The organism is Microbacterium canaveralium (genome assembly GCF_047238045.1).
Lineage (GTDB): Bacteria > Actinomycetota > Actinomycetes > Actinomycetales > Microbacteriaceae > Microbacterium.
The window spans coordinates 905,841-931,115 of sequence record NZ_JBDFMA010000003.1 but is presented as its reverse complement, the minus strand read 5'-3'; the positions used below and the strand labels follow the sequence as shown (position 1 = coordinate 931,115).

The following is a 25,275-nucleotide window of genomic DNA, read 5'->3' as shown; positions in this document are numbered from 1 at the left end:
CACGAGGTGTCCCTCAGGTGCATCCCGTCACGCGGTAGAGGGCCATGTCCCCTTCACTGAGCACCGGCTCGAATCCGGGCTCGCTACCGTCGACGCGCAGACCCGACCACTCGGGCAGCGTGCCCCCCGCGGAGTACCACCGGTCGTCGAGCTGCAGCAGGTACGTGACGTCAAGGTCCCTGACTGCGGAACAGACCTCTGAGGAGAATCCAGAGGTGGTGAGCTCGGAAGCGATGGTCTTCTTCTGCGGATCCCACTCCCCCAGCCAGTTGCCGTCCATGGCCGGGAACAGCACGTCGGTGCCGAACAGCCCGTATGCCAGCCCTGACCCGTCATAGGGATTGTTCGCGACGATCGTACCTGGTGGCACCACCTCGGCGACGCGAGCCAGGAAGTCTTCCTCGGCGGGCGAGATCATCCAGGCGTCATCTGTCGCAAAGCTGAGACGGATCCACTCGCGCTGCTGCGACGCACCCGGCATGAAGACCGTCAGCACCGCGAGAACCATCGCGGCTGCGACGAAGACAATGCCTCGACTTCGCGTCGAACCGCGACCGAGGCTTCGAAGGATCGCCGCGCCCGCGAACCCGACGAGAGGCACACTGAGCAAGGCGACCAGGGCGGCCAGCCGGTAGGAGTCGTGATACCAGAATCCCGTGAGGAAATCTCGGACGCGTCCTTCACTGCCCGCCGAGAGGACGTAGAGGGCTCCGAACGCGAGCGCGCTGCCGGGAAGCCACGCCTCGGCAGGGCGGCGCCGAACGACGAGGATCCCCCCGACCAGAACGAGCGCCGCAAGGCCGAACTGCCCGACTCCCCCGTTGAAACCCAGAGAAGCGAACTCCCCGAATGCTTGCGCCGGAGTCTCGAACGAGTCCCACACCCAAGTCACGGTGCGCTGCATGAACGGGGCGACGTACAGGACGGTCCACCCAGCCAGGAAGCCGAGCGCCAACGCCCCTACCCAGAGGGTCTTGCGCAACGGCGAGCGCGGCCGTAGGACGATCGCGTTGACCAGGAAGGCGAACCCGACGACGACGAGCGCGAAGACAGTGTTCGGCTGGGCGAGAGCGGTGCCCACGAGGGCGAGACCCACCAGCGCGATGCGGAGAACCCGCTGTGTGGCCGACGACGACGCCCAGGTGCGGAACACCAGGACAAGCCCAGCGATCACAGCGGACAGCAACGACATGGCCATGAGGTTCGAGTACAGCTGACCCCAGCTGAGGAATCGCCACGGGAACGCCCCCATCAGCTGTGCGGCTACACCAACCGACCCGATCAGCAGACGGGAGTTCCCGAAAACCGTCACAGCGAGCGTGACGGCCGAGAGGGGGAACACCAACACCGTGAGCAGGGCCGACAACGCCGTCGCCGCGAGCGGGATCGATACGCCCGTGAGCTCGACCAGGAGAGCCGCGGTCGCGTGCCATCCCGCCGGGTAGAAACCTGACGCGTTGGCAGAGCCGTCCATGTAGCCGGTGTGGGCCGACGATCCGTCCTGATTCTCGATGATGTATCGGACGACGTCGATGTGGAACATCGTGTCCTGCAACTGGCCGATCGCCTCCGGACCAGGGACGACCGACATGTACATCCGCCAAAAGACCAGGAGCCCGAAAACGAAGGCGACCACGAGCGGGACGAGCGCACGGGCGGCTCCCCCGGTCGGCGAGGCGAGGGACGGGCGGCGCCGGGTGAGCGCCCATGCCGCGATCGCGATGAGGGCGGTGACGATTAGGACGGATGACGGTCCCCATGCCCAGCCGAAGACGCCCCAGACGATTCCGCTTCCCGCGATCGTGCCGACGCTGAGGGCTGGACTGAGCCCCCACCATCGTGCCGGCAGGCCCGAGAAGGCCATGATCACCACCCCGGGAACGAGCAGCACGAGCGCGCCCACGAGGAACGGCAGGATCAGCGGGGTCCAAGTCATCCGGAGGCGCCTTTCGAAGGGACGGTGTGCACGGAGAGGGCGTCATCGAGTCGTTGACCCAGCACCGGCGCGAGCGACAGGGCGAACGACTTGCTGAAGTGGTGGGCGTCGCGGTACGCGGTGATCCCGCCGAGATCGGCGCGGCACGTCCCCTCGGGGCAGTAGACGTCCGACATATCGATGAGCGCGACCCCGGGCGTCTGCTCGGCGGCAGCGATCTGCGGATCGGGGTTCGAGAATGCCTGAGCGGTCGTCTCGGTGCAGGCATCCGGGTTCTTGGTCTCCGACAGGCACTGCACCGGCGAGCGATCCCAATTCGGGTTGTCGCGCAGGACCACGACCGGTGTCCCCGTCTGCGCGATGAAAGAACCCCAGGTCGAGCGGAGACCCGCCACCGACGCATCGTACGGCGTGCCCTCACCGCCGGCATCCACCATGTTTCCGACGATCGCGTACGACGTGGTGACGACGAATCGATACGGACGTTCTGCATCCACGACGGCAGCGGACACCTGGTCGCGCCACGACACGCAATTCTCGATCGCGGTCACGTTGTTGTCCGGCCGGAAGCGCCGCGTTTCGGACCATGGGCAGCCGGGCTTGAGATAGACGTCCAGGCCCCACCCGCGCTCCTGCGCCAATCGCATGAGCGCCGGGGCCATCGCGCCCGCGTGGCTGTCTCCCACCAGGGCGACCCGCCCGGCAGGCGCGTTCGGGTCGCCGAAGCTGCAGCGGATCATCTCCGCGTTGTCATCCTGGCTGAAGCACTTCTCGATGTCGGGATCGGCGTCGCCGAATACGATGTCGGCCTCGGGAACGGGCGGCGTCGAAACCGAGCACGACGGATCGACGACCGCCGAAGCGCCGGCGCACGATGTGACGGCGAACGCATTCGCCTCCGCGAGCCGGGCACCGACCATCTGCTGACCGACGGCGGGGGCCGCGAAGGATGCGCCGACGATCAGGGCGGACGCCGCTGCCGCAGCCGCGAACGTGGGGACGGCGCGACGGGCGGTGAGCCAGCGGGCGTTGCGGAACGGATCCTCGATGAAATTCTTCGTGAGAGAGGCCAGGACCACGCTGAGCACGATGATGCCGAGCTTGGCCACCGTGCTGAGCGGACCCAGAACCCAGGGCAGCATGACGATCAGCGGCCAATGCCAAAGGTAGACCGAGTAGGAGATGTCACCCGTGAACTGCACCGGACGCCAGGCGGCCGCCTGGTCGAAGGAGCCCCGCACACCCGTCGTACCCGCGAATATGACCAGGATCGTACCGAGCACCGGGAGCAGCGCGATCGCTCCGGGGAACGGGTCGCTCGACCGGATGACGATCGCGGAGAGAGCGATCGCCGCGATACCGATCCACCCGACGACGAGGCGCATGAGGGGCGTCAGACGGACGCTCTGCAGCCCAACGAGAGCCAGCATCCCGCCAAGGCCGAACTCCCACGCACGGGTGAAGGTCGAGAAGTACGCGACGGAAGGAGTGGTGATCGAGTACCACACCGAGTAGGCGAAGCTGGCCGCGACGATCACACCGAGCGTCACGCGGGCCACGCCGCGGAAGCGCGATCGAGCCGAGCGAACGGCCAGAGCCACGGCGGCGAAGACGATGGGCCAGAGGAAGTAGAACTGCTCCTCGACCGAAAGCGACCAGTAGTGCTGCGTCGGGGGCGCGGCCACCGCCTGAGCCCAGTAGTCGACGGAGTCGGCCGCCAACGCCCAGTTCTCGACGTACACGCTCGCCGCGGCGATGTGGCGGTAGATCGTCGGCCAGGCGCTCAGAGGGCCGAGCGCCCACGTGGCCACGGCGATGACGGCGAGGACGAACAAGCTCGCGGGGAGCAGACGACGGATGCGGCGCCCCCAGAACTGCACGATGCGCACGGTGCCCGTGCGCTCGACCTCACGAAGCAGATGGGCCGTGATGAGGAACCCGGAGATGACGAAGAACACGTCCACACCGACGAACCCGCCGGGCAGTCGATTTGGCCACAGGTGAAACAGGACGACCAGCGCCACCGCGACGGCCCGAAGACCCTGGATCTCCGGCAGGATCCGGCCCGCAGTCTCGCGGCGCTCGGCCGGGCGTGCGGACGCAAGCTGGGTGGACACGGTCGCCCATCCTATCCGGGCGACCTGGGCTCACGCGCGACGCAGCACCGCGCCCCCCTGCGCCGTCCACGAGATTGTCCCGCGCTGGAACTGTTGAGTGCACGACGACGGAGATGAGCACTGCTCGAAGCCGGTGGGGTAACCGAGATCACCGTTCTCCCACCCGCTCGCCGCCCACGCGTTGCGGATCGCGCCCCACGTCGGGAAGGCCCCGGCCTTCGAGACGTGCACATCACCGCCCTCGAAGTGCTGGAAACACCCGCCGTCACGGATCCCGCACACGAGCTCGCTCGTGGGGTAGCCCAGCTTTCCGTTCTCCCACCCTGTGGCGCCCCACGCGTCTTTCACGGCACCCGAGGTCGCCCAGGCGCCGGTCGTCGGGCTCCAGTGGATTTGACCGCCCGCGAAGTACTGGAAGCACCCACCTCGCGCGAGCCCGCACGTTTCCTTGCTGGTGGGGATGCCAAGTCCTCCGTCACCGACGCTTCGGACGCGCCACGTGTCGATCATGCCCGCCATCACCGCGAAGAACGGACCGGCTTTCGGCCCCGCAATGGCGCCACGCTCGAAGTCCTGCACGCAGCGAGCATCGGAGGAGCACGTCAGGTCACCCTTCGGATAGCCGAGCGAGCCGTTCTCCCACCCCAACGACCCCCACACGTCCTTGACGGCACCGCGGGTGGCGTGCGCACCCGAGTTCGGGCTCCAGTGGATCTGGCCACCGGCGAAGTACTGGAAGCATCCCGACCGCGCGAGCCCGCAGACCTGCGCGGAGGTGGGCTTCCCAAGGTCGCCGTCAAGCCCTCCGGCGGCCGACCAGGCGTCGCCGATGGGACCGCTCACCACCGAGATCGCACCGTCGGCGGCGCGGATCAGACCGCCGTGCTCGAACTTCTGCTGGCACGCACCGGCCTGCCCGCAGGCGACATCGGACGTCGGATACCCCAGCGAACCGGACTCTCGGCCCGCAGCGATCCAGGCTTGGCGGTAGCCGCCGCTCAGGACACGCGCACCGGTGGCAGCGCTCCAGATGATCTGACCGTTCTCGAAGCTCTGAATGCAGCCGGAGCCGACGAGCCCGCAACTCTCTGACGAGGTCGGGTAACCCAGCTCGCCGCCCTCGTAGCCGGTCGCCGCCCAGCGCTCCAGAATCGCTCCCCGCGTTGCCTGGGCCCCGGTGGCGTTCGTCCAGTGGATCTGGCCGCCTTGGAACAGCTGGACACAGCCGCTCTTGACGAGAGTGCAGTTCTCATCGGATGTCGGGAAGCCCATCCACCCGCGCTCGTACCCGTTGTCGCTCCACCGCTGCAGAATCGCGCCGTGGGTGGAATGGCCGCCCGTCGCATTCGTCCAGTGGATCTGGCCACCCTGGAACAGCTGGAAACACCCACCTTGAGTCAGCCCGCAGGTCTCGGCACTTGTGGCGAGCCCGAGAAAACCCGACGCACCGCCCGCGCGGGCGTACGCGTCGCCGATTCCACCCGACACCGGGAACGATCGGGTCGACCCGAACCAATCCGTGAAGTACTGATAGAAGTTGCGGATGCCGTATTCGGAACAGCCGTCACCGCGGCCGTAGCCCGCCGCCAGCGACGCCCGGTTCGGCTGATAAGGCGTGTAGTAGTACAGGTTCGCCGTCGCCTGATTCTCAATGCGAACTGGCGACGTGCCGCACGAAGCGTTGACCGAGTAGCGGATGTTCCAGGTCTTTCCTGGCGCGTACCAGGTGAAGTACTGACTGGTGCCGGGGGGATTCGCGTAGCGTTTGAATTGCCACGCCGCCCCGTAAACCTGATTGAAGAAGCCGTAATAGCGGGAGTCGCATTCCGCCGTGTCCGGACAGCCCTGACCCATCGCGATCGTGAACTTCGACGGATAGGGCTGCGAATCGGTGACGAGCGATTGCTCCTTCTGCAGCGTCACGAGGATGACGCGTGGGCTGATCCCGCATGCCTGGGCGACCTTGTAGATGATCGTCGAGGCGCGCTCGTCCGCCGCCCCCTGATACGCATTGCACATCGCGTCGGCCGATGTCGTGCGTGAGGTGTCGCGCCAGTCGCGAAGACACGTGTACCCCGACGCGCACCGGGGGACGCGCGCCTCGAGGAACTGCTGGATCTGGTCCGCCGTCATCGCGGTGCGATCGAAGAAGATCGCGTCGCTGATGACGTTGCCCGGGGTGAAGAGCGACAGATCCGCCATCGGACGCACGGACGCACTCTGCGACGCGACAACGGTCCGCGCTGTCATGGGAGCCTCCGCGGCAACGGACGGCATGGGGGAAGCGGTGAGCGAGCCCCCGACGACGAGGAGAGCGAGAGCGACGTTCGCGAACTGACGAAGGGTCACCCGAAGGCGGAGGTGCATGCGACCAGTGTGACGGAAGTCACATCAGAATGAGAGTATTTGGCCGGCTCTCTTCTTCCATGGGCCCTCGAGACTCGAGTCCGCACCGGTACGCAGCGGCTCACCCCCCGATTCGAACGAGCGGCTTCTCTCTCTTGTCGTCCTTTGCGGGAACGCGGTCGGGATATTCGATCGGCGGATTGAAGGTCGCTCCCGCAAGCCATCGCCCGAGGAGTCGAAGGCGCAGCGGCCACGAAACGCGTCCTCGGTGCAGGCTCACGAACAGGCGCGCACCGAACTCGATGTAATAGAGGAAGCCACGGTGGTGCAGCTGATACGACGACTCGTTGCGGACCCCGTAAGCGAACTTCCACAGCGATTGCTTCGTCACCATCGCGAAGTTGACCCCGCGATTCTCCCCCATGTCGTGAATGACCGTGCTGTCCATGACCTGGACACCCGGGCACCGGCGAGTGAGACGCATGGTGTACTCGCGGTCGTCGAACCAGATGAAGTAGTCGCGATAGGGCAGGCCGTATTCGGCGATGGCCCATCTCGGAATCAGGACCGACACGAAGGAGCAAGCTGTCACCATGACGCTGGACTGCCCCTTCACCAGGAGCCGGGCCCAGTCCCACGTCGGGACGGGATTGTTCATTTCGCAGATCGAGCCATCGACGAACTCCACTACCGAACACGCGAACGGTACGTCCCCGCCCAGCTCGCCGACGGCGTCGTCGAAACCACGAACCAGGTTCTCGAGCGCCGTGGGCTGGGGGTAGCAATCATCGTCCATAATCCAGACGTGATCGGCACCCGCGACGTAGCCCCGGAGCATTCCCTCGGCGAAACCTCCGGCACCGCCGGTGTTCGTCGGCAGATGCACGACCTCGAAGGGAATCGAGAACTCCCGCTCGTCGAGATACTGGGCTGTGCCGTCGGTGGAGGCATTGTCGATCACGACCACACGCGCGGGCGCGAGGGTCTGACCTTCCACGCGCTGAAGGACGGTCTTGAGCTTTTCCAGGCGATTGAACGTCACGACGACTGCTGCAACATCGACCATTCCTTCACCATCCTTTCGAACCAAGTGGATGCGGGGGTCTCGGACAGGAGCGCTCGCTCGCGGGCGACCTCGTGATCCCACAGACTCCGCCGCGCCGCGGGATTCTTGGAAAGGTCGAGGATGATCCGGGCCGTCTCGCGCACCGCACGATGAGGATTCGGCGGCACCAGCCCCTCGGGCGGGATGATGTCCGACTGCGCCCCAACATCGGTGGACACCACGGGGATACCATGAGCCAGCGCCTCGAGTGTCGTGAGGGTCAGACCCTCGTTCGCCGATGTCACGACGAGCAGATCGGATTCGTCCATCGTCTGGGCGACCGGCACCGCCGACGTTCGCCGGAGGACGGCCTCACCCAGGCCGCCACGGTCGATGAGATCGCCGACCCAGCCCTGGTGCTCACCGTCGCCGTGGACGATGAAGCGGATCTCGGGGTCCACGCGGCGAACCAGGCGCGCTGCCTCCACGAAGATCTCCGGAGCCTTCTGCCGCGCCATGCGCCCGACGAACGCCACGGTGAACGGAGCACCGGGCTTTCGCTCCGAGAAACGGCGCTCCGCCTGGTCGACGGTGAGCCCGGTGAGCGGAGCCATCATGACCTTGGCCGCGTCGACCTGCTGAACCTGCGTCATCCATCTCTTCAACGCGGGCGAGATGACGTGGTGCGTGGTGATGTAGTCATCCGCGAGAACCGCGCTCATCGCATAACCGCCACCGCGGTGCTCGACGATGTGCGTCGAATCGACGACCGGGATGCCGGGGCGGGAAAGGGTTAGGTACGGGAGGCGGTCGTACAACCACTGATTGTGGTGGACGACGACTCCGCGGAGGTCGAATCCTTCGAGGAGTCGGCGCAGGAGTGGCTCCTGACCGGCCGGTTGCGAGACGGCGGTCGGCTCGGAGAACGGGATGATCAGCGCGCCGTCGAGTTCGGCTCGCGCGATGTAGGGGTGGTGCGAGTCGACGCTGGACAAGATGATCGGCAGAAGCCCCGCGTCCCGGATCGCACGGATCGTCTCGAACGCCCAGCGCTCCGCGCCGCCGAGCTCGAACCAGTGCAGGCCGACGAGCACGGCGGGCTGAGCGCCCGCGATCGCGGGGCCTGCGAGTTCGAGGACATCCTCTTCGTGCTGCCCTCCGGGCATGAACTCGGCGAGGTAATTCCGCCTCTTGGCGGGGTGGCGGAGCACGCGCGTGTGGCGGCGAAGCTCGAGGTCGCGGAGCTCGTCATAGAGGAGAGGCGCACCTGCCCGCACGCGACGCGCCAGCTTGCGGAGCGGATCCTTCGGCTCCCACCTGCGGGGGTCATGATCGAGCACCGAATCCGGCGAGATGTGGAGGTGCCGCTCCGTCCCGCGCACGAGTTCCTCGAATTCCGCGGAGCCCCGCACGCTCGAGGACGCGCCCCGCCGCTGCGCCGTGAAGCTGTACAGGCGATGGCGGAAGACTCGGCTTCGACCGTCGAACGTTCGGTCGTCCGTCGTGCGCGGAGTCAGGTCGTCGGGACCGTCGTAAACGTGGAACCGCAACGGACGATCGGGGACGACCGCGGTGTGGAAGTTCACAGCGCCAGCGAGGATGCGCCGCTCCCGAGGGCTGAGTTCGGGAATATCGGCACCGTCGAGGATTTCGAAGAGCGCCGGGTACCCGAAAGCGGAAGCGGTCTCGACATACTTCACCAAATGCTGCATCCATCCCTGAGGTCGGCCGAGGACCGCTGAAGGCTATCACTCGGTCCTGGGAGGCTCCGGAACGCCGGAGGCGCGCCCGAGTCTGGGCTTCAGCCGGGTACCCAGGCTCGGCCGATATGATCAACGCTGCTCGACCGAGCGAACGGCGAAGGACGAAACCCGCATGCACGAACGTGGCCCCGACATCGGGTCGATGACCAGTCCCGGGTCGCGAGGCGGTCTTCTCGACGTCTTCCGCCGACGCTACCTTTTGTCCCTCATCGTGCGGAAGGAAGTGCAGATCCGCTACCGGGGCTCGGTCCTCGGGTGGCTCTGGTCCTACGTCAAACCGCTGGTGCAGTTCGCTGTGTTCTACCTGGCGATCGGCGTGTTCCTCGGGCAGAACCGACAGGTCGAGTACTTCCCCCTGTACCTTCTGGCCGGAATCACAGTCGTCACCTTCTTCATCGAGGCGTTCTCGAACGGAACGAGATCGCTCGTCGACAACGCCGCGTTGATCAAGAAGATCTACCTCCCCCGCGAGATGTTCCCCGTCTCGAGCATGCTCATCGCGATCGTGAACACGCTTCCGCAGATCCTCGTGCTCATCGTCATCTCCCTCTTCTTCGGGTGGGCTCCTTCGCTTCTGCAGGTCGGCGCGATCATCCTCGCCCTCGTGATCGTCGGAGTGTTGGCGACGGGGCTGAGCCTTCTTTTCGGCTCGATCAACGTCACCTTCCGTGACGCCCAGAGTTTCGTCGAGATCATCGCAATGTGCGCGGTCTGGGCCTCCCCGGTCATGTACCAGTGGCACATGGTCGCCGATGAGCTTCCGAACTGGGCGTTCGACCTCTATCGCTTGAATCCCCTCACCCCGGCGGTCGAGCTGTTCCATTACGGCATCTGGTTCCCCTTGAACCCGAAGGGCGCCGAAGTCATGCCATCCCTGCCGCTGGCTGCGGGACTGGCGGGGTGCACAGCCGTCCTCGCGTTGATCGTCGGTCAGCTCGTCTTCCGTCGCTTGGAGGGTCGCTTTGCCCAGGATCTCTGAGGCCACCGAGCCCAGCATCATCGTCGAGGACGTGCAGAAGGAATTCACCCTCCGGCACACCCACTCGATCAAGGAGACGTTCCTCGCCGCGGTGCGCAGGAAGCCGTTGACGACGAATTTCAACGCCGTCAACGGCGTAACTTTCCGGATCGACGAGGGCGAGTCCGTCGCACTCCTCGGGCTGAACGGCTCCGGCAAGTCCACGATGCTCAAACTCATCTCGGGGGTGCTTCAGCCGAATCAGGGACGAGTGCTGACGCGCGGGCGAGTCGCCGGCCTCATCGAGGTCGGGGCGGGCTTCCACCCGGATCTGTCCGGTCGAGAGAACATCTTCCTCAATGCCGCCATCCTCGGGATGACCAAACGAGAGATCGAAGAACGCTACGACGAGATCGTGGCGTTCAGCGAGATCGAGAAGTTCATCGATACGGAGGTCAAGCACTACTCGTCCGGTATGTTCCTCCGTCTCGCCTTCTCGGTCGCCATCCACACCGAGGTGGACGTGCTCCTGATAGACGAGATCCTCTCCGTCGGAGACGAACCCTTCCAGCAGAAGTGCCTCGCGCGCATCCGAGAACTCCACAGTCAGGGCAAGACCCTCGTCGTCGTCAGCCACGACCTCGACATGGTTTCAGACCTGTGCGACCGCGGCATCCTGATGCGCGAAGGTCGGGCGGTCTTCGACGGTGACAGCAAGGAAGCCGTCGCGCTGCTCCGCGCGTGATCGCGAATCATCCGGCCGCGGCACGTCGGGTCAGGAATGACGAGCTCGCGCGAAATGCCAGGATGAGGGTGTGAAGGGAATCATTCTCGCCGGGGGCTCGGGAACACGCCTGCATCCGATCACTCTCGGCGTCTCCAAACAGCTCATACCGGTCTACGACAAGCCGATGGTCTACTACCCGCTATCGACGCTCATGCTCGCGGGCATCGACGAGATCCTGGTGATCACGACGCCGCACGACGCGCCGTTCTTCGAGCGGCTGCTGGGCGACGGGTCCCAGTTCGGCATCACGATCCGCTTCGCGCAGCAGCCCTCCCCCGACGGGCTGGCACAGGCCTTCACTCTGGGTGCCGATTTCATCGGCGACGACAAGGTGGCGCTCGTCCTGGGCGACAATCTGCTGTACGGTCCGGGACTCGGCACGCAGCTGAAGCGCTACACGCAGATCGACGGTGGAGCGGTGTTCGCCTACTGGGTCGCCGAGCCGTCCGCCTACGGCGTCGTGGAATTCGACGACGAGGGGCGCGCCGTCTCGCTCGAGGAGAAGCCGCGTGAGCCGAAGAGCAATTACGCCGTGCCCGGCTTGTACTTCTACGACAACGACGTGGTCGAGATCGCACGTCACCTGTCCCCGTCCGCTCGCGGCGAGTACGAGATCACCGATGTCAACAAGGAGTACCTGTCCCGGGGAAAACTCCTCGTGGAGGTCCTGCCGCGCGGAACCGCCTGGCTCGACACGGGCACCTTCGATCAGATGACCGATGCCGCCGAGTACGTGCGGACGATGGAACGGCGCACGGGGCTGCGCATCGGTGTCCCCGAAGAGGTGGCATGGCGCCAGGGCTTCCTGAGCGACGACGACCTTCGCGCCCGTGCCGCCGGCCTCGCCAAGTCCGGCTACGGCTCGTACCTTCTCGACGTCCTGGAAAGGGGCCGCGGATGACCACCCTCCTCGTGACCGGCGGCGCCGGCTTCATCGGCTCGAACTTCGTGCACCACATTGTCGAACACACCGACTATCACGTGGTGGTCCTGGACAAGCTCACGTACGCGGGCAATCCCGCTTCGATCGCAGACCTGCCCGACGACCGAGTGTCGCTGGTCGTGGGCGATATTGCGGATGCTGCTCTGGTCGATGACCTGGTCGCCCAGGCCGATGCCGTGGTGCACTACGCCGCGGAGTCCCACAACGACAACAGCCTGAACGATCCGCGGCCGTTCCTGGAGACGAACCTCATCGGTACCTTCACGCTGTTGGAGGCCGCGCGACGTCGGGACGTCCGGTTCCATCACATCTCCACAGACGAGGTATACGGCGACCTCGAACTCGACGACCCCGCGCGATTCACCGAATCGACGCCCTACAACCCGTCCTCCCCCTATTCGTCGACGAAGGCGGGATCCGACCTCCTCGTGCGCGCATGGGTGCGATCCTTCGGCGTCCAGGCCACGTTGTCCAACTGCTCCAACAACTACGGCGCATACCAGCACATCGAGAAGTTCATCCCCCGGCAGATCACCAACGTCCTCCGGGGCATACGGCCGAAGCTGTATGGCAGCGGCCACAACGTGCGCGACTGGATCCACGCGGACGATCACTCGAGCGCTGTCCTGCGCATTCTGGAGGCCGGAAGAATCGGTGAAACGTACCTCATCGGCGCGGATGGAGAGAGGAATAACAAGGACGTCGTCGAGCTGATCCTTCGCCTGATGGGTGAATCTTCGGACGCGTACGACCACGTCGCCGATCGGCCGGGTCACGACCTGCGCTACGCGATCGACAGTTCGAAGCTCCGCGCCGAGCTCGGGTGGGAGCCTCGCTACCGCGACTTCGACGCGGGGCTGATGGCGACCATCCAGTGGTATCGCGACAACGAGTCCTGGTGGGCCGCCGACAAGGACCGTGTCGAGGCTTTCTACGCGGCACGGGGGCAATGAGGCATGGTCGAGTTCGCGAAAGAACTGACGGTCTCGCCGACGACAATCGAAGGACTACTGCTGCTGGATCTCCCGGTTCACGGAGACAACCGTGGATGGTTCAAGGAAAATTGGCAGCGGGAGAAGATGGCCGCGCAGGGTCTGCGCGATTTCGTTCCCGTCCAGCACAACATCTCGTTCAACGATTCCGTGGGTACCACCCGTGGCATCCATGCCGAACCGTGGGACAAGTACGTCTCCGTAGCGACCGGACGAGTGTTCGCCGCCTGGGTTGACCTGCGACCCGGGCCCGCATTCGGAAGGACGTACTCGACCGTCATCGACGCGTCGAAGGCGGTGTTCGTGCCCCGCGGGGTCGGAAACGCCTACCAGACCCTCGAACCCGACACGGCCTACTCCTACCTCGTGACGGCGCATTGGTCGCCCGATGCTCGTTACACACTGTTGAACCTCGCCGATGAGACCGCCGCGATCCCGTGGCCGATCCCCCTGTCCCAGGCGGAGATCAGCGATAAGGACCTTCAGCATCCGCGTTTGGACGCCGTGGCGCCCATGGCGCCCCGCCGCACGCTCGTCCTCGGTGCGGACGGTCAAGTGGGCCGCGCGCTGCGCTCGTCCTTCGGGGACGATTCGTCGGTCGAGTTCGCCACGCGAGCGGAGATCGATCTCGGTGATCCCGCATTGGCGGCGGCGCGGCCCTGGCAGGATTACGCGGTCATCGTGAACGCCGCCGCCTACACCGCGGTCGATGAGGCGGAGACGCCGAGCGGTCGCGTCCGGGCTTGGGAGGTCAACGCCGCGAGCGTGGCGCGACTGGCGATCATTTCCGCCGCGCACGGGATCACTTTGGTGCACATCTCCAGCGACTACGTCTTCGACGGCACCCACGAGGGGCTGTACCCGGAAGACGCGCCGCTCAGTCCTCTCGGTGTCTATGGTCAGTCGAAGGCAGCCGGCGACGTCGCGGCGGCCACCGCCGCTCGCCATTACGTGTTGCGCACCAGCTGGGTCATCGGCGACGGAGCGAACTTCGTCCGGACCATGGCCGGTCTGGCGGCGAAGGGTGTGTCGCCGCGCGTCGTCCACGACCAGTACGGCCGGCTGACGTTCGCGACCGACATCGCTCGGGCCGTGCGGCACCTGGTGGACTCGGAAGCACCGTACGGGACGTACAACCTCTCGTGCACCGGTGACGTGATCACGTGGGCGGATGTGGCGAGAGCGGTGTTCGAACGCGTCGGGTCTGACCCGTCACGAGTCCTCGACACCACGACCGAGGAGTACTTCGCCGGATCCGAGCGAGCGGTGGCGCCCCGCCCCCGCAACAGTGCGCTCGACCTCCGAAAGATCCAGGAGACCGGTTTTCGGCCGAGCGACGGGCGGACCGCCCTGAACGCCTACCTCGCGGGGTGAACGGACGATCTCTCGGCGGCTGCAGACCCTGCGCGGCCGGGAGGCCCGTCAAATTTCGGCGTGCAACGCCCACACGCGGTCGGCGCTCGCCTGCCAGGAGAAGCCCTTCGCCCGATCACCGGCGAGGACCCGCAGGCGATCCGCATCATCGCTCAGGGCGCCGGCGACGGAGGAGCCGAAGTCGTCGCCGGAAGCGTACAGCGCGGCATCCGCGAGCACTTCGCGATGGATGACGGTGTCGGCCGCAACGATCGGCACACCCAGAGCGAGCGCGTCGACGGCGCGCCACGGCCAGTCGGTACGGGTGCTGCCGGCGACGAACACCCGGGCATGAGAAAGCACCGCGGCGCGATCCCACTGATCGAGGGACCCGCGCGCGTGGACGCGGGCTTCGGCGATCCCCGCGGCGGAGGCCAGGTCGACGACGGCCGGTTCCTCCCCCTCGGGGACGTCCAGGACCACGACGTCGCCGTCCCACCCGGAGGCGGCGATCCCGGCGAAGGCCGCGGACAGCCCGTCCGAGGTCGCCGCGCCGCCGGAGACGGCGAGGAAGGAGGACGGGAGGTCGAGGGCGCGCAGACGCCCGACGGCATCCGTGGGCACCCGGAAGCCCGTGGCGGGAGCACCGCCGATCACGCGCACCTTCGCCACGAGCTTGGCCTTGGCGATCTCGGCGAGCCGCTCGGCCATGGCGTGCGAGGGCACCACGACGGCGTCGGCGTGTTTGCCGATCCTCGAAAGCAGCGCACGCGACGCGAGGACCTCGGCGCGCGGCAACTCGTCCGGAGTCTCCCACGCGCGAAGGTCCCACAGGGTCACGACGATCTGGTGCGTCTCGTTCACGCGGTCATGGCGGACGAGGGGCGCGAGCGGGGTCGGCGAGTGGATGAGGCCCCGGCCGATCCCGGGGGCGACCCCCAGCTGCCACGACGCCGCGAGCTCGCGACGCCGCATCGACAGACGGGTCTCGGCCGACAGCCCGGTGATTCTCGCGTCGTCGGGCAGACCCGGCGAGGGCGTGATCGCTGCGACGTCGCAGCCGCGGGGAGCGGTGTCGACCAGGGCCTGAGTGAGTGAGGCCGAGGCTTCTTCGAGATCTCGCGAGGTCGGTGCGACGAGTTGGTCGAGGACGACGCGGAGGGTGACGGTCACGGCGCAGGGCTCTCCGTTTCGGTCGGGGGGTGGAGCTTGTCGCGCACGATCTGCTGGACCTGCGCGTAATCGGGGTCGAACTCGTCGACGCCGCCTTCGGGGGTGAGCTCGATCGTCGTGACCGGCTGGTCCTTCGCCTTCAGAGCCAGGTCGACCAGGGTCGGGGCGATCAGGCCCTGGGGGAGGTCGGTCTCGACGATGTTGGTCCCCGCGGCCGCGACCTGCTGGAAGTGCTGGAGCACGTTCTGCGGCGTGGACTGAGCGAGGATCGCTTCCTGCAGCTGACGTTGACGGCGCATGCGGTCGAAGTCGCTCGTGGTGTAGCGCGAACGCGCGTACCACTGCGCGGTGTCGCCGTCCATGTGCTGCGGACCGGCCTCGATCCAGCCGAACGCCCAGTCGTCGACGGGCTGGCCGTCGTACGCGGGCCCGCCCTTGGGAAGGCGCTCGTCGACCGTGATGTCGACGCCGCCGAGCGCATCGACGAGGTCGGCGAAACCCTTCATGTCGACGAGCACGTAGTACGGGATCTGGATGCCGAGAATGCCCTCGGCGGCATCCTTCGTCGCCTCGATGCCCGGCTCGGAACCGTTGGCCCGCGCGTCCGGGTACAGTGCGTCGCCGTCCTGACACACCTCGACCTCGGTACGGAGCTGATTGATGCCGCTGCCCCAGCCGCAGGTCTCGCCGAACTTGCCCTCGTGGCCGTTCGGATACTCGTCCTGCATCGGCCCGGGGGCGAACGGGAAGTTCGGCATGTCTCGCGGAATCCCCGTGATGGTGACGGCCCCCGTCGACGCGTTGACCGACACCACCGAGATGGAGTCGAACCGCATCGAGTCGCGGCCCTCACCCGAATCCGCCCCCAGAAGGAGGATGTTGTAGTACCCGTCGGAGGGCGGGACGACGGGAGCCGATTCGGCGAAGATCTGCGCGAACGCGTCCCTCGTCGTTCCGGCTGCCTGAGCGGCCCACGCCGCCCCGGAACCGGTGAGCACGAGCATGCCGACCGACACCACGGCGATGGCCCATCGCGCGATCGGGCCCGTGCGCACCAGCCGCACGATTCGGAGCGTGTCGATCGTGAGAACGACCCACAGCACCACGTATGCCACGAGCACGATCTGCACGAGGGTGAGCGGAACCCAGCGGAACCAGGAGAGGAAGTCCGGAATGAACGAACCGGTGGCCAGGGCGAAGAGCCCGCTGGGCCACAGCAGGGCACCCAGCGCCGCCAGGACGACGGCGGCCCAGAGAAAGAGCGTCGCGCCGAGACCGAACCGACCGAGCCGGCGGTTCCCCGCGAGGATCTGCGCCGATCCCGGCACGAGAAGGTTCAGCACCACGAGCCACCACCCGCGCCGGGTCATGACCTCGCGGGAAGAGGTATCCGGGTTCCGCATCGGGCGCGACTCCGTGAGCGACTCCCGAGGCCGCGGGCGTGGCGGAGCCGCCACACTCACAGGGACTCCTTCAGGCGGCGGTTCTTCTCCTCGACCTGTCCCTCGAGGTCGGCAGCGTACGCTTCGACGCGGTCGCCGAGCGCGGCGTCGACGGTGCCGAGGATGCGGGCCGCCAGCAGACCGGCGTTCTTCGCACCGTTGATCGAGACGGTCGCGACCGGGATCCCGGCCGGCATCTGGACGATGCTCAGCAACGAGTCGAGTCCGTCGAGCGTCGCCAGCTGAACGGGGACGCCGACGACCGGCAGAGCCGTGACCGACGCGAGCATCCCCGGCAGGTGCGCGGCGCCGCCTGCCCCGGCGATGATGACGCGGAGCCCGCGCGCCCGCGCCTCGCGGCCGTAGCGGATCAGCTTGTCGGGTGTGCGGTGCGCCGAGACGACCTCCACCTCGTGGGGGATGCCGAACTCCGTGAGTACCTGCGAGGCGTCGCTCATCACGCGCCAATCGGAGTCGGAGCCCATGACGACGCCGACCAGCGGCGTTTCGGAGGAATGCAGCGGCCGGGTCACCGGTCCAGGGTAGGGCGGGTGGCTGGAAGATCCCGGAACGGCGCGCTCAGTCGAAGAATGCCGCGGCTGCACGACCCTCGTACACGACGTCGTCCAGGTCGTCCCCCGAGACGTTGACGTGGCCGACCTTGCGACCCGGTCGCGGATCCTTGCCGTACGTGTGGATTTTGGCCGTCGGGTGCGCCGCCATGGCGGGGGCGAAGCGCTCCGTCAGCCCGCCTTCGGCCGGCCCCCCGAGGATGTTGATCATGACCGTCCATGGAGCGATGGCATCCGTGGATCCAAGAGGAAGGTCGAGCACCGCCCGGAGATGCTGCTCGAACTGGCTCGTGACGGCGCCGTCCTGCGTCCAGTGGCCGCTGTTGTGCGGACGCATCGCGAGCTCGTTGATGAGGATGCGGTCGTCGGAGGTCTCGAACAGCTCGACCGCCAGCATTCCGGTGACGCCGAGTCCCTCGGCGACCGCGACACCGATCTCGGCCGCCGCGCGCTCGAGACGCTCCCCCGCGCGGGGGGCCGGGGCGATCACCTCGGCACACACGCCGTCTCGCTGAGTGGTGGCCACCAGGGGGTATGCCCGCACCTCGCCGGAGGGGCGGCGCGCAACCTGCTGAGCCAGTTCGCGCGTGAAGTCGACCAGCTCCTCCACCAACAGCGCGCCGCCGTTGGCGTCCTCGGCGAGCGCGGCGAACCAGTCGTCCGCTTCCGTGGCGGCCGAGACCACGCGCACACCCTTTCCGTCATAGCCACCCCGCGGGGTCTTCACGACAGCGCGGCCGCCGTGGGCATCGAGGAAGTCCTGCAGCGCCGCGACGTCGGAGACGGCGGCCCACTCGGGCTGCGGCATCCCGAGTTCCGCCATGCGAGAGCGCATGACGAGCTTGTCCTGGGCGACGGCGAGCGGCGTCGGACCCGGGTGCACCGCAACACCGGCGCCGACGAGCACCGACAGCACGTCCTGGGGCACGTGCTCGTGATCGAAGGTCAGGACGTCGACGTCCTTCGCGAACCGGAGGACGGTGTCGGCGTCGCGGTAGTCACCGACGGCGGTCGCGGCGAGGCCGGCCGACATGCCCTCGGCTTCGGCGAGGACGCGGATGTCGATCCCGAGCTCCTCGGCGGGCGCGATCATCATCCGCGCCAGTTGTCCGCCACCGACCACTCCGACTCGCAGCGCCATGCCGCTCCTTCCGTCCCGTCCATTGTGGACGCCGCAGCGCGCACGCGCACACCGGGGCGATGAGGTCAGAGCTCGACGGAACCCGATCCCTGCGCCTGCGAGTCGCGGTGCGCGAGGATCTGGTTGACCTCGACCTGGTCGACGAGCGTCTCGTGGACCAGGGCCGCGTGGGGGACGTTCTTCAAGCGCATCGGGGGCTCGGCTCCGTTGGAGAGCGTGAGGGTCCCCGCACCCCACAAGCGCTGGAGGATGCCGCGACGCATCTGGATCGCGTATCCGCGGACGTGCGAGATCTCGCGACTGTTCGACCCGAAGAAGCCCGAGCGCTCGATCACCCGGCGCGTCGTGATCGTCCACGATCGCGACAACCAGGAGAAGTACGGAATGACGACGAGGAACAGCACGGTCGCACCGGCCGCGCTCAGGAGCATCCAGTTCTCGAACGGTGCGGGGAGATTGTCGTAGTAGTAGGCGGTCGCCCCCGACGCCGCGATGAGAACGACCGCCGACAAGAGCAGCCGACGCCCGTGTCCTCGCAAGCGCGCGATGCGCCGCTCGGGCGCCGCCGTGCCGGGCGCCGGCGTGCGCGGGCGCCCTCCGTAGCTGGTCGGCTGGGTCACGTACCCATTCTGCGGGGCCGGGCCCCCGCCGCCGCCCGCACACGCGGGGAGGGCGCGGGTCAGCGAACGTGGACGACGTCTCCCGCGGCGACCACGGTCTGGATCGTGCCCGATTCCACGACCAGACGTCCCTCGGCATCGAGGCGATCGGCTCGTCCCTGAACGGTCGTCCCATCGGGGAGGGACACCGACACCTCGCGTCCGACCGTCGAACACGCCTTCTCGATGTCCCGGTGCACGCGCGCCATGTCACCCTCGGAGAGAGCGGCGAGGAATCCCGCGAAGGCCTCGAGGTAGTCCGCGAGCAGCCGGTCCTCGTCGACCTCGACGCCGATCGCGGCGAACGACGTGGCCGTCGACACCGGCAGATCCGCACGGGTCATGCGCGTGTTCACGCCCGACCCGACGACGACCGTGTCCAGCGTGCCCGGAACGGCCTCGGCGAGGATGCCGCAGATCTTGCCGCCGTCCACGAGCACGTCGTTGGGCCACTTGAGCTGCGCGCTCGACCCGTGGCCGGCCAGACGTGCACCGACCGCACGCGTCATCGCCGCGCCGGCGGCCAGCGGGATCCACCCGCGCATCTCCGGAGGGATGCGACCGGCGTCCACGACGACCGACACCGCGAGCGCGGTGCCCGCCGGGGCGGTCCACGTGCGGTCGAGACGTCCACGCCCGGCGCGCTGGTCGTCCGTCACGAGCAACGACAGATGCGGCCACCCCGCGGGGTCGGATGTGACGGCGGCGACGACGTCGGCGTTCGTGGAATCGGTGGTCTCGACGACCTGGACGCGCGGGCTGAGCGCGGCGGTGAGGGGGTACCCGGCAGCGTGGATCGGCATGTGCACACCCTAGGCACGACGCGGGGGGCTCGGCATCCACTTGCCGTGATCGGCCGCGCCACTCCGGGCACGGGATGGATGGATGCCACAGCGTCCCGCCCGGGCGCTTGTGCGCACCCTCCAACATCGGCGGGGAACCGGTCGCTAGGGTGGAAAGCGTGACCGACCAGCCCGATCTCTTCACGACCGCCGGCAAGATCGCCGACCTGCGCACGAGGTTCCAGGAGGCGGTCGTCGACGCCGAGACCGCCGCGCGCACCAAGCAGCACGCGAAGGGCAAGCTCACCGCCCGCGAGCGCATTGAGATGCTGGTCGATCCCGGCTCCTTCGTTGAACTCGACGAGTACGTGCGTCACCGCACGACGGCGTTCGGCATGGACAAGTCCCGCCCCTACGGCGACTCCGTCGTCACCGGCACCGGCACGATCCACGGCCGCACCGTGGCGGTATACGCCCAGGACTTCTCCACCTTCGGCGGTTCGCTCGGCGAGGTCGCCGGCGACAAGATCATCAAGGTGATGGAGCTCGCTCTCCGCAGCGGCATCCCGATCATCGGCATGCTCGACTCCGGCGGCGCGCGCATCCAAGAAGGTGTCGTCGCGCTCGGCAAGTACGGCGAGATCTTCCGTCTGAACACCGCCGCCTCCGGCGTGATCCCGCAGATCTCGATCATCATGGGACCCGCGGCCGGCGGTGCCGTCTACTCGCCGGCCCTCACCGACTTCGTGATCATGGTCGACAAGACCAGCCAGATGTTCGTGACCGGCCCGGACGTCATCAAGACCGTGACCGGCGAGGACGTCGGCATGGAGGAGCTCGGCGGTGCGCACACGCACAACACCCGCTCGGGCGTGGCGCACTACCTCGCCGAGGACGAGGACGACGCCCTCGATTACGCTCGCACGCTCATCGGCTTCCTTCCCGACAACAACCTCGCCGAGCTCCCGCTCTACGAGACGCCGTTCGAGTTCGAGACGACGGATGCCGATCGCGCTCTGAACAGCGTCATCCCGGACTCCCCCAACCAGCCGTACGACATCCACACCGTCATCGATGGGATCGTCGACGGTGCGGAGTTCCTCGAGGTTCAGCCGCTGTTCGCGCCCAACATCGTGATCGGCTTCGGCCGGATCGAGGGACGCACCGTCGGCATCATCGCGAACCAGCCCTCGCAGATGGCAGGAACGCTGAACATCGACGCCGGTGAGAAGGCCAGCCGCTTCGTCCGCTTCTGCGATGCGTTCTCCGTTCCGATCGTGACGCTCGTGGACGTCCCCGGCTACCTGCCCGGCACCGACCAGGAGTGGACCGGGGTCATCCGCCGCGGCGCGAAGCTTCTCTACGCCTACGCCGAAGCGACCGTTCCGCTGGTCACCGTCATCCTCCGCAAGGCTTACGGCGGCGCCTACATCGTCATGGGTTCCAAGCAGCTCGGAGCCGACATCAACCTCGCCTGGCCCACCGCCGAGATCGCCGTCATGGGTGGTCAGGGAGCGGTGAACATCCTGTACCGCGGCGAGATCAAGCGCGCCGAGGAGGCGGGCGAGGACGTCGCGGCGGTCCGCACGCGACTGGCGAACGAGTACACCTACAACGTCGCCTCACCGTTCCTCGCCGCCGAACGCGGTGAGCTCGACGGCATCATCGAGCCGGCGCAGACGCGCGTGTCGATCGCCAAGGCTCTGCGTGCCCTGCGCAACAAGCGGGCGAGCCTGCCCGCCAAGAAGCACGGGAACATCCCGCTGTGAGCGACGTCGCCGCCCCCTCGGCAGAGACCGTCGCGCGGGTGATCCGCGGGACAGCGACCCCCGAAGAGCTCGCCGCGGCGATCGTCGTCGTGGGTGAGGCGTATGCCCGCGAGACCGCGGACGCCACGGCACCCGAGGCCGCCCCGCGGTCCCGATGGGAGCTCTCCGCGCGCGGACTGCGCCGCCCCCTCAATCGCCTGGCCGGGTGGCACAGCTTCACAGGCTGACTGTCCCCCGAAATACCTACAGACGTCGCGAGATCGTTCGCGAATACTGGAGGAGCTGGAACGCATCACGCGTTCGGTCGGACCGCTCCATCGAGCCGGTTCCGGCCACGCGGACGGTTTTCGGGTAGCCGTTCGCATGGGTGAGGGGCAGGCGACATCGCCGCCCCTCACCCCTCATCTTTCGCACTCTTCCCCGGATGCAAATACCCGATGGTGCCCCCGGCGGCGTTCGCGCCGCGGGGGCACTCTGGTCTCGCCTCATGAGGGGCGACGAATCTCCCGCCACAGGTCGACGTCGTCCTCGTCGGCGCCGGCACCGGCCGTCGCGGTGCGCCCCACGACGGTCACGGCGACCTCGTGATGCGGCGACGTGCGGATGATGAGGCGTTCGGACGCCGCGTCGCGAACGACGCGAGCCAGCTCGGTGCGGATGTCGCTGAGAGCGGACGCCGGGAGATCTTCGAGCCCGCCCTCGTCGAAGAGCATCACGATCGTCCCGCGCCGGCGGGCCGCGTCGATCTGCGCGCGGACGCCGTCGTCGAGGAGGCGTGGGCTGCGCAGCTCATCGCGGAGACTCTGCTCGGCCAGACGTGCGGCGCTCTTCTCGCTCGGGCGCAGATTGCCCCCGGTTTCGATCGTGCGGCCCAGCACGGGGCCGGCGACATGCAGCGCGCGCTGCACGTGCAGGCGACGTTCGCGCTGACGCCCGCTCTGCGAAGCCTGCCACGCCGACGCCGCCTGCTGCAGCTCCGAGAGCTGCTCGGCGTCGCGGGCGACACGATCGAGCGCAAACGTGATCAACTGCGCCGCAGCGACCCACACGAGGGAACCGACGAGGCCGAGACTCAGGGCCGACAGCGGACCGAGCCACACGGCGGCCGAGAGGGACAACAAGCCCGTCCCGATCCACGCGATGGCGGGACGTCGACGAACCATCACCACGGTCATGAGCGCGCCGATACCGCCGATGACCCACGTCACGAACGGTTGCGCCCGGCCGGCGTCATTCACCGCGGCGAACGCCGCGTTCGGCACCAGCACAGCGGCGAGCACGGCGAGAGCGAGAGCCCAGCGCGGAGGGGCAGCGCGCGTGTCCGCGCTCGCACCCCCGGTTGCGGCCTCGTGGTGCCGCGTCGGCAGAAGCACCCAGAGCCACGTGATCGGGAGATAGATCACGAGCGCGGCGATCAGGAGCCACCCGCGCTCGACGGTCTCGGGCAGCGTCCACAGCAGGCTGCGCGCGGACAGATACGCAGTGAAGGCCAGGGCGATGCCGGAGAGGATGGAGCGGACCGTCACCAGCGGTCCCCGCTCTCCCACTCGAGCGTCACCGTCGTGCCGGCGGGAGAGGAATCCACCGTCGAGCGACCCCCGACGGCGGTCACGCGAGCGATGATCGAGCCACGGATGCCGAGCCGGTCGGCGGGGATCGCGTTCACGTCGAACCCGCGACCGGCGTCGCGCACTCGGATCGTGACGCCACCGGGCTCGGCAGAGCCGCTCACCTCGACCGAGAGCGCCTGCGCGTCCGCATGCTGCACCGCGTTCGCGACGGCCTGCATCGCCGCCAACACCAATGCGCGTGCGACGCGACCCGGAACCCGCGGCGCGCCCTCCTGCACCCGCCGCGTCACGACGAGCTCCACACCGAAATCACGCGCCGAGGTCTCGATGTCGTCGGCGAGAGCGGTGGCGTCCATCGGCTCGTCGCTGCCTTCGAGGGCATCCTTCTCTGCGTTGGCGAGCCGGGTGAGGGCCTCGCGCGCCATGCTGACCGCGAGCGTCCGCTCACGCGGGGTGCTCGCGCGCTCGGCGGCGAGCAACGCCCCGAGGACGCTGTCGTGCATGAGCGCGGCCACGGCGACACGTTCGTGTTCGGTCGCCGCGGTCGCCGCCGCCGACGCATAGCTGGCGACGGCGCGTGCCCGGGTCTCATCGACATTGGCCGCGATCGACCGGTACATCCACGTCAGTGTCACCAGGACGCTGCCCAGCAGCAACGCGAAGGAGACGTCGAGCGCAACGGGAAGCAGGAATTCGGGACGGCCGCCGGCTTGCAGCAGTCGGACCACTCCGAACAGAAGTGGCGCGGCGACCGTCCACGCCACCTGGAGCGAGAGCGGGAACGCGACCACGGTTGCCACCGTGGCGACGTTGATGAGGTAGAAGATCCAGGGGTTCTCGGTCGGCGAGGGCGCCTGCCCGCCGGACGTGGCGAGGGGCCAGAGGGCCAGAGCGACCATGAACAGGACAGCGAAAACACCGGAGAACAGGCGCGCGAACCGGCCGACGCCGCACGCCACGACCATCGCCACCAGCGGCACGAACACCCCGACGACCAGCGGCAGGTGCCACCCCTCCGCCTCATCGCTCGGCCCGAAAGCGGCCACGAACGCCTGCACGCCGAGGACCAGACACGCGGGGCCTACCAACAGTGTGATGACGCGTTCGATGCGCTTCTGCGTGAAGGAACCGGGGTCATCGCTGGTCTCGCGAGTGTGGGGAATGCGACCCCAGGCCTCGTCGAGAACGGATCGGTCGACGTCAGGCATCTCGGGGCGTCTCGGGCGTCTCGTGAAGGATGCCGTCCTCCATCGCCCGCCGCAGCAGATCGACCTTCGTGGGGGCGGGCCGGCCCACCTCCACGTACTTCACGCGGACACGCGTGATGTTCTCCTTCGCCGTGGAATATGCCACGCCCAGACGCTCCGCGACAGCCTTCAACGGAAGACCCGCCGCGTACAGCCGAAGCACTTCGCGCTCGCGCGCAGACAACTGCGCATCGGCGAAATCACGGTCGCCCTCGACGGCGCTGGCCCACTCGACGTTGTCGAGGAGTTCGCCGCGGGCGACGGTGTCGATCGCGGCGAGGACCTCGTGCGTGGGAGACGACTTGCTCACGATGCCCGCCGCACCGGCGGCGAGCGCCTCGCGCACCGCGGCCGGACGGTCGGCGACACTGTGGATGATGACGCTCGAGCCGTCACGGACCACCCGGTCGACGTTCTCGGACACCGTCGTCCCGTCACCGAGAGTCAGGTCGAGGACGACGACGTCCGCCGGGGCCTCGCCCGCCGTACGACGCCAATCGAGGTAGGCGGCCACGTTCGCGCCGGAGGAGACCACGTGGAAGGACTCGGTCTGAGCGAGCGCCGCCTCGAGGCCGAGCCGGACCGATTCATGGTCATCGATGAGGGCGACGCGCGTCATCCCCATATCGTATCCGCGCGACCCCCTCCCGGCCGGGAGTGCACACCCGCCGATCGGCGG

Annotated in this window: 21 protein-coding genes; 7 read left to right on the top strand and 14 right to left on the bottom strand. The window is 67.7% G+C overall.

From position 1 onward, the window contains the following. Positions 1-13: 13 nt before the first annotated feature. The 5 genes from ABC271_RS05305 to ABC271_RS05285 form a co-directional block, all read right to left on the bottom strand. Positions 14-1,936, bottom strand: a complete 1,923-nt coding sequence (locus ABC271_RS05305; protein ID WP_412923852.1) for a DUF6541 family protein — start codon at positions 1,934-1,936, stop codon at positions 14-16. Beyond that, a complete protein-coding gene (locus ABC271_RS05300) occupies positions 1,933-4,053 on the bottom strand; it encodes an acyltransferase family protein (RefSeq protein WP_412923851.1) in 2,121 nt (706 codons plus the stop codon). Before ABC271_RS05300 ends, ABC271_RS05305 begins: the two co-directional genes overlap by 4 nt. Before the next feature lie 30 nt (positions 4,054-4,083). Next, a complete protein-coding gene (locus tag ABC271_RS05295) occupies positions 4,084-6,420 on the bottom strand; it encodes a hypothetical protein (RefSeq protein WP_412923850.1) in 2,337 nt (778 codons plus the stop codon). Positions 6,421-6,520: 100 nt separating this feature from the next. Next, on the bottom strand, positions 6,521-7,465 hold the full coding sequence (locus ABC271_RS05290; RefSeq protein ID WP_412923849.1) for a glycosyltransferase family 2 protein: 945 nt from the start codon (positions 7,463-7,465) through the stop codon (positions 6,521-6,523). After that, positions 7,438-9,144 carry a glycosyltransferase gene (locus ABC271_RS05285; RefSeq protein WP_412923848.1) on the bottom strand — a complete coding sequence of 569 codons (1,707 nt, stop codon included), beginning with the start codon at positions 9,142-9,144 and terminating at the stop codon, positions 7,438-7,440. Before ABC271_RS05285 ends, ABC271_RS05290 begins: the two co-directional genes overlap by 28 nt. Positions 9,145-9,319: 175 nt before the next feature. On the opposite strand from ABC271_RS05285, the gene ABC271_RS05280 reads away from it, so the two are divergent. The 5 genes from ABC271_RS05280 to ABC271_RS05260 all read left to right on the top strand — a co-directional run bounded on the left by ABC271_RS05280 (position 9,320) and on the right by ABC271_RS05260 (position 14,261). After that, positions 9,320-10,186 carry an ABC transporter permease gene (locus ABC271_RS05280; protein ID WP_412923847.1) on the top strand — a complete coding sequence of 289 codons (867 nt, stop codon included), beginning with the start codon at positions 9,320-9,322 and terminating at the stop codon, positions 10,184-10,186. Then, on the top strand, positions 10,170-10,910 hold the full coding sequence (locus ABC271_RS05275; RefSeq protein WP_412923846.1) for an ABC transporter ATP-binding protein: 741 nt from the start codon (positions 10,170-10,172) through the stop codon (positions 10,908-10,910). Before ABC271_RS05280 ends, ABC271_RS05275 begins: the two co-directional genes overlap by 17 nt. A 70-nt stretch (positions 10,911-10,980) precedes the next feature. Then, positions 10,981-11,853, top strand: a complete 873-nt coding sequence (gene rfbA / locus ABC271_RS05270; RefSeq protein ID WP_412923845.1) for a glucose-1-phosphate thymidylyltransferase RfbA — start codon at positions 10,981-10,983, stop codon at positions 11,851-11,853. Next, positions 11,850-12,848 carry a dTDP-glucose 4,6-dehydratase gene (gene rfbB / locus ABC271_RS05265; protein ID WP_412923844.1) on the top strand — a complete coding sequence of 333 codons (999 nt, stop codon included), beginning with the start codon at positions 11,850-11,852 and terminating at the stop codon, positions 12,846-12,848. The genes rfbA and rfbB overlap by 4 nt, the downstream gene beginning before the upstream one ends. Positions 12,849-12,851: 3 nt before the next feature. Continuing rightward, positions 12,852-14,261 carry a sugar nucleotide-binding protein gene (locus ABC271_RS05260; protein WP_412923843.1) on the top strand — a complete coding sequence of 470 codons (1,410 nt, stop codon included), beginning with the start codon at positions 12,852-12,854 and terminating at the stop codon, positions 14,259-14,261. Positions 14,262-14,309: 48 nt separating this feature from the next. On the opposite strand, the gene ABC271_RS05255 is transcribed toward ABC271_RS05260, so the two are convergent. The 6 genes from ABC271_RS05255 to ABC271_RS05230 all read right to left on the bottom strand — a co-directional run bounded on the left by ABC271_RS05255 (position 14,310) and on the right by ABC271_RS05230 (position 20,030). Then, on the bottom strand, positions 14,310-15,413 hold the full coding sequence (locus tag ABC271_RS05255) for a glycosyltransferase (protein ID WP_412923842.1): 1,104 nt from the start codon (positions 15,411-15,413) through the stop codon (positions 14,310-14,312). Continuing rightward, positions 15,410-16,816, bottom strand: coding sequence for an LCP family protein (locus ABC271_RS05250; RefSeq protein WP_412923841.1), 1,407 nt, complete (start codon positions 16,814-16,816; stop codon positions 15,410-15,412). The genes ABC271_RS05255 and ABC271_RS05250 overlap by 4 nt, the downstream gene beginning before the upstream one ends. Before the next feature lie 56 nt (positions 16,817-16,872). Continuing rightward, positions 16,873-17,340 (bottom strand): 5-(carboxyamino)imidazole ribonucleotide mutase, encoded by a 468-nt coding sequence (gene purE, locus ABC271_RS05245; RefSeq protein ID WP_412926104.1) that lies wholly within the window; start codon positions 17,338-17,340, stop codon positions 16,873-16,875. Between the two features lie 94 nt (positions 17,341-17,434). Next, entirely contained in the window at positions 17,435-18,568 is a 1,134-nt protein-coding gene (locus ABC271_RS05240; protein WP_412923840.1) for a 5-(carboxyamino)imidazole ribonucleotide synthase, read from the bottom strand. 65 nt (positions 18,569-18,633) lie between these two features. Continuing rightward, positions 18,634-19,188: a PH domain-containing protein gene (locus ABC271_RS05235; protein WP_412923839.1), complete on the bottom strand. Its 555-nt coding sequence runs from the start codon at positions 19,186-19,188 to the stop codon at positions 18,634-18,636. 59 nt (positions 19,189-19,247) lie between these two features. Further along, positions 19,248-20,030 (bottom strand): biotin--[acetyl-CoA-carboxylase] ligase, encoded by a 783-nt coding sequence (locus ABC271_RS05230; protein WP_412923838.1) that lies wholly within the window; start codon positions 20,028-20,030, stop codon positions 19,248-19,250. A gap of 158 nt (positions 20,031-20,188) precedes the next feature. On the opposite strand from ABC271_RS05230, the gene ABC271_RS05225 reads away from it, so the two are divergent. Further along, positions 20,189-21,778 carry an acyl-CoA carboxylase subunit beta gene (locus ABC271_RS05225; protein ID WP_412923837.1) on the top strand — a complete coding sequence of 530 codons (1,590 nt, stop codon included), beginning with the start codon at positions 20,189-20,191 and terminating at the stop codon, positions 21,776-21,778. Next, positions 21,775-22,005, top strand: coding sequence for an acyl-CoA carboxylase subunit epsilon (locus tag ABC271_RS05220; RefSeq protein WP_412923836.1), 231 nt, complete (start codon positions 21,775-21,777; stop codon positions 22,003-22,005). Before ABC271_RS05225 ends, ABC271_RS05220 begins: the two co-directional genes overlap by 4 nt. 258 nt (positions 22,006-22,263) lie before the next feature. On the opposite strand, the gene ABC271_RS05215 is transcribed toward ABC271_RS05220, so the two are convergent. From ABC271_RS05215 to ABC271_RS05205, 3 genes are read right to left on the bottom strand one after another with little or no spacing between them, the layout of a single operon-like run. Continuing rightward, on the bottom strand, positions 22,264-23,304 hold the full coding sequence (locus ABC271_RS05215) for a hypothetical protein (RefSeq protein WP_412923835.1): 1,041 nt from the start codon (positions 23,302-23,304) through the stop codon (positions 22,264-22,266). Then, on the bottom strand, positions 23,301-24,557 hold the full coding sequence (locus ABC271_RS05210; RefSeq protein WP_412923834.1) for a sensor histidine kinase: 1,257 nt from the start codon (positions 24,555-24,557) through the stop codon (positions 23,301-23,303). The genes ABC271_RS05215 and ABC271_RS05210 overlap by 4 nt, the downstream gene beginning before the upstream one ends. Next, on the bottom strand, positions 24,550-25,215 hold the full coding sequence (locus ABC271_RS05205) for a response regulator transcription factor (RefSeq protein ID WP_412923833.1): 666 nt from the start codon (positions 25,213-25,215) through the stop codon (positions 24,550-24,552). The genes ABC271_RS05210 and ABC271_RS05205 overlap by 8 nt, the downstream gene beginning before the upstream one ends. Positions 25,216-25,275: the final 60 nt, after the last annotated feature.